Below are 4,883 nucleotides of genomic sequence, written 5' to 3' on the forward strand. Positions count from 1 at the left end.
ACTAAATAGCAAAATTTTTGCCTGGTTATCGACAAGATTCTCTCGCCTCAAAATAGACCACTTAATTAAGAAAATTGGTATAAAAGCCTATCACGCTTTGCTGGCAACTTAACGTTTATGTCGTTCACCAACAATAATTACGCTATTCATCTATTGGGTGAGCCGCATGCTCACCCAACACGATAATACTAGTTAAGCTAATCGGTATAAGGTTCTTTATTTTAAGGACGATACACCTTTACATTGGTGTAGCCATTTTCATGCAAAATAAGCGCTTGTAGTTGGCTCATTACGCCTTTGGCGCAATATAAATAGTATTCTTTATCTTGTGGTAAATCGCCAAATTTGGTGGCTAACCTAAAGAAAGGTAAATGAATGACCTCAGCGCCTTCGAGTTCTAGCGGGTTTGCATCTTCTTCATCTGGAGAGCGAATATCCAGCACTACCGCGTTGTCGGGTAATTCGCTTACCGACTCAGCCTCTTTGACCTCTTCTTTTGCTTCAACTTCAATGTCACGAATATCTTTCACTGTGGCATTTGAAACCACGGTGTTTAACACATCAAAATCAAACTTTTCTTCTTCCGCTAAAATTTTATCAAGCTGTGCTTTGACCGTCGGTTTTTTAGAGATCACACCGCAGTATTCCGGCATCGCTTCAGCCATTTCATTGGTACCAATAGCACGCGCGATACGAATGATTTCTTCTTTATCATGCTGGATGAGCGGTCGTAGGATAAGCATTTCGGTAACACGGTCAATGACATTGAGGTTAGCCAGTGTTTGACTTGATACCTGGCCGATACTCTCACCGGTCACAATTGCAGGGATCCCCAAACGTTCTGCAACCACGGTACCAGCGCGCATCATCATGCGCTTCAGAACCACGCCCATCTGCCCACTTTCGACGTTTTCAAGAATTTCAGCAACAACAGGTTCAAAGTCAACCGTGATAAACTTCACTTTATGCGTTGAGCTAAACTGTTTCCATAAATAATGGCTCACTTGCTTAACCCCTATCTCATGCGCCGCGCCGCCCAAGTTGAAGAATAAGAAGTGAGTACGCGCCCCTTTTCTCATCATTTGATAGGTCGCAACACCTGAGTCAAAACCACCGGAAATCAAAGAAAGCACATCTTCTTGCGTTGGCAATGGGAAACCACCCAAACCAAAATGCTGATGGCGGACGATATAAGCTTTATCGTCTTTAATTTCAATTTTTACCGTCACATCTGGTTTTTTCAACCTAACACTTGCGCCCTCAATGTTTTGGTTTAATCCCCCCCCGACATAACGCTCGACATCGCTTGATGTAAATTCATGCTGACCTTGGCGTTTTACGCGAACGCAGAAAGTTTTACCTACAATTAGTGGTGCAACTAGTGCAAGCGTTTGCTGATAGATATCATCAAGCGTTTCAAACTGGGTCTCTTGCACCTCAATAAATTGCACGATCCCAGGTGTGCGCTTGAGATTATCAATTAACGCCAAGCGCGTTTTTTCATCATCGAGCTGACTGGTCACTGAGATGTTGTCCCAGTTATTTTTAACTTTTACGTTTTCGTCAACACGCACCAACAGCATTTTGATGTTTTTCTCTAATACTTTGGTGAAGCGCTTACGGACAGATTTGCTCTTAATAGCAATTTCAGGGTGTAATTTGACGATAAATTTAAGCATAAAAGTCACTCTACTACAGGTCGATTATCGGTTGCGATGCTGCTTCGATTTGACCAAAGAGGACGATATCGTGGCGCACACCGGCCGAGGGACGGTTCGGGCGCGCGAGTATATCAAATTCAGAAGCGATTAGGAAATAATCAACGTATTTACTATCAATTTTCACGTGCAATAGCGAAACCTAGCTCTGTCACTTTGATAATAATTAAGCAATACTTGGTAAGCTTGCCTCAGCTAATGCCTGATAATGTTGCTGTAATTGCGTTATTTTCGGCATACTCATTTGCGTAGCATAAGGTTTAAATAACATGAGCACCTTGACGATGCCGTTGTATATATCTTGCTGTTCTAACACGCCCGTCATTCGCCTTGCTTTCACATAAGGCGTCCAAAAGCTCACGGTCATTTTTAGCATATGGGCGAGCTCTTTTGCATCAGCGTCATTAATCGTGATAACCCCCGACTCTCTCAGCCCAATCACCACCGCTTTTACTTGCTCTAGTAGGCGAGCTTGAAACGCAATATAGTTTTTCTTTAGCTCATCATCTTTGGCTAAAATATCTGTCAAATTGTCGTAGAAGAAATGATAGCGCCACATTAAGTCAAACAATGAGTCTAGGTAGAGCGTTAGTTGCTCAAGCGGCTCACTATGTTGCTCTAAAGGCTTAAAGTGTGTATTTAAATGCTCGCTATACAGTGCGAATATCTGCCTGATAATGTCTTCTTTATTTTTAAAATGATAATACAAATTGCCTGGGCTAATACCTAAACTAGAAGCAATATGGTTGGTCGTAATAGCGCGCTCTCCATGCAAGTTAAATAAAGCAATGCTGGTACGGATTATTTTTTCCTTGGTATTCATTACAATTCTCTATGATTGTTGAAACTTACTGAGCCCTATCATTTTCGTCTTGAGCGCCCTTGATAAAAGTAGCACTAATTTTACCCTGAGATAAGCACCATGCCGACAGAGCTGACCAGTGTTTTTTGAAAAAAACCTTGCTACCATACAAAAAAATTCAACACAGTTATGCTCATGAAAGTCACAGCACTCTACCCAGGTACATTTGATCCATTAACCAATGGACATGAAGATTTGATTAAACGAGCCGCAAAGATGTTTGATACTGTCATCTTAGCCATTGCCCACAATCCAAATAAAAAGCCATGCTTCTCTTTGGAACAACGTGTTGCTTTAGCTCAAGAAATTTTAAAATCGCACGAAAATGTAAAAGTCATTGGATTTTCTGGTTTATTGGTAGATTTAGCTAAAGAACAACAAGCCAACGTTTTGATCCGTGGCATTAGAGCGGTATCTGACTTCGACTATGAATTTCAATTGGCAAATATGAACCGTCGATTACACCCAGATTTAGAAAGCGTGTTTTTAACGCCATCTGAAAAGAATTCATTTATCTCATCAACTTTGGTAAAAGAAGTTGCCCTTCACAAAGGTAATGTCAGTGAGTTTGTTCACCCACTGGTCGCCAACGCGTTAGAGGAAAAATTACACGGATGAAAAAAAGCCTATTATCCCTTGCTGTATTGATGGGTACATGTGCTCATGCCTCACCATGGATAGAAGTATCCCAGAGTGAGCTTAAACATAGTATAGACCTGCTCGTTGCGCAGGGAGTGATCAATCGCCCAGTGAATCAATACCCGCTACTGTGGAGCGGAATTGTCAATGATCTTGCAAGTGTTGATGATCGTAACTTATCGCAAACTGCAAGCTTCGCGTTAGCCCACCTGCGCCATGCACTAAAGCAAGCAAAAAGAGAACGCTATAGTAGTGTAACTGCTCACTTTAATGGTGCTGACGTACGCTCAACCGGGTTTGGACAACGTCATGATGCTCGTTCTGGGGTACGCAGCTTTGGGATCATCACCGGCAAGTCTGTCAGTGCCAAGGTAGCGGTTAACTACACAGATGAAGGCCAAGATGGTAAATATGTGAATCATCATGGTAGCCATATGGCAGTGCTATTTGGTAATTGGTCACTCAGTGCTGAGCGCTTAAGTTACTGGTGGGGGCCAAGCAATGAAAATGCGCTGATGCTTTCTAATAATGCAGCACCGATGAAAGCAATCCGCTTAAGTCGAGCAAATAATAACTATAGTGGCCCAAGTTTTCTGTCTTTTGTAGGGCCTTGGCAAGTAACCGCTATCATGGCAAAACAGCGCCCAACCATCAGCAACAAAAAAGAAGGTGATTTCTGGGGATTTCGAGCCGCAGCTTTTCCTATTCAAGGGTTGGAGCTGGGCTTTAGTACCACCTACAGTGATTTTGTGTATCAACAACAAAACCTTGAAAGTGAAAAGCAATCACAACGACTCACCAGTGTTGATATAAAGTACTCCACTCGCTTAGGCGACAGACCATTTGCATTTTATGGTGAATTTGCGGGAGGAAACGACAGTGGCGCTTTGCCAGATGAGCCAATGTTTACCTTAGGAGTAGAGAGCTACTGGGGCAACACAACTCACCGCCTAAAAGGCTTTGTTGAGTATTCAGATACCAATATTGAGTGCAAAGATGCCCTCACTCTGTCACTTTGCCCAAGAGATAATAGCCTCGACTTAGCGAATTACCAAGAGCGAGGCTTATGGCTTGGCGCCAGCACAGGACTAGGCGCAAAAAGTATCACGGTTGCGCTAGACTATTTTAGTACCAATGGCGTAGGTGCCTATGCAAAATTAAAGCGCATTGATTATGAAACTCAAGACCTCGAACGAAACCAGTTGGAGCTTGGGTATCAACAAGGTGTATTTGGTACACTTGCTAAAGTTGGTGTAACTGCTTGGCAAGATAAATCTTTAGCAGAAGATGATAGTCATGCTGCTTTGACATTAAGCGTCGAGTATCAATTTTAATGAGCGGCTAAAGCCGCTCATTTATTTTCATTCGCGTAATCAGGCATACCAAGTCGGTTTATTCTGGCCATTAGCTTTTTCAGCCCAAGCCAATCTTTATCAATAATCAAAGTAATGACAATCGCGCAATCACAAACCAACACAGCAACGGAATAAACACTCCAAAACCACCACTGCTCGCGGGTCTCAAATACCCCTAAATCTATATATAACCCCAAATAAAGTAGCGAGTTAATCGCTAGAAACAAAAAGACATAGTGCAGCGCAGTACACCATGGTACTTTCAGCTTATAATTTATCCCGATTAATAAAACAATGGTAAGTAGGTCA

General features: G+C 42.3%; 4 protein-coding genes and 1 pseudogene. 2 read left to right on the top strand and 3 right to left on the bottom strand.

Going from position 1 to position 4,883, the window contains the following annotated elements; genetic code table 11:
* Nucleotides 1-221: 221 nt before the first annotated feature.
* Both thiI and D9603_RS20875 read right to left on the bottom strand, forming a co-directional pair.
* Complete coding sequence (gene thiI, locus D9603_RS20870; protein ID WP_125253792.1) at nt 222-1,679, bottom strand: tRNA uracil 4-sulfurtransferase ThiI; 1,458 nt, start codon at nt 1,677-1,679, stop codon at nt 222-224.
* Between the two features lie 205 nt (nt 1,680-1,884).
* Complete coding sequence (locus D9603_RS20875; protein WP_125253791.1) at nt 1,885-2,541, bottom strand: TetR/AcrR family transcriptional regulator; 657 nt, start codon at nt 2,539-2,541, stop codon at nt 1,885-1,887.
* Between the two features lie 174 nt (nt 2,542-2,715).
* Here D9603_RS20875 and coaD point away from each other — a divergent pair, with 174 nt between their 5' ends.
* A complete protein-coding gene (gene coaD / locus D9603_RS20880; RefSeq protein WP_125253790.1) occupies nt 2,716-3,198 on the top strand; it encodes a pantetheine-phosphate adenylyltransferase in 483 nt (160 codons plus the stop codon).
* Nucleotides 3,195-4,553, top strand: coding sequence for a capsule assembly Wzi family protein (locus tag D9603_RS20885; RefSeq protein ID WP_128732769.1), 1,359 nt, complete (start codon nt 3,195-3,197; stop codon nt 4,551-4,553). Before coaD ends, D9603_RS20885 begins: the two co-directional genes overlap by 4 nt.
* Nucleotides 4,554-4,570: 17 nt before the next feature.
* On the opposite strand, the pseudogene D9603_RS21750 reads toward D9603_RS20885, so the two are convergent.
* A pseudogene (locus D9603_RS21750) lies at nt 4,571-4,883 on the bottom strand (hypothetical protein); the annotation flags it as partial.

The organism is Pseudoalteromonas sp. PS5 (assembly GCF_004103255.1).
GTDB classification, from domain to species: Bacteria; Pseudomonadota; Gammaproteobacteria; order Enterobacterales; family Alteromonadaceae; genus Pseudoalteromonas; species Pseudoalteromonas peptidolytica.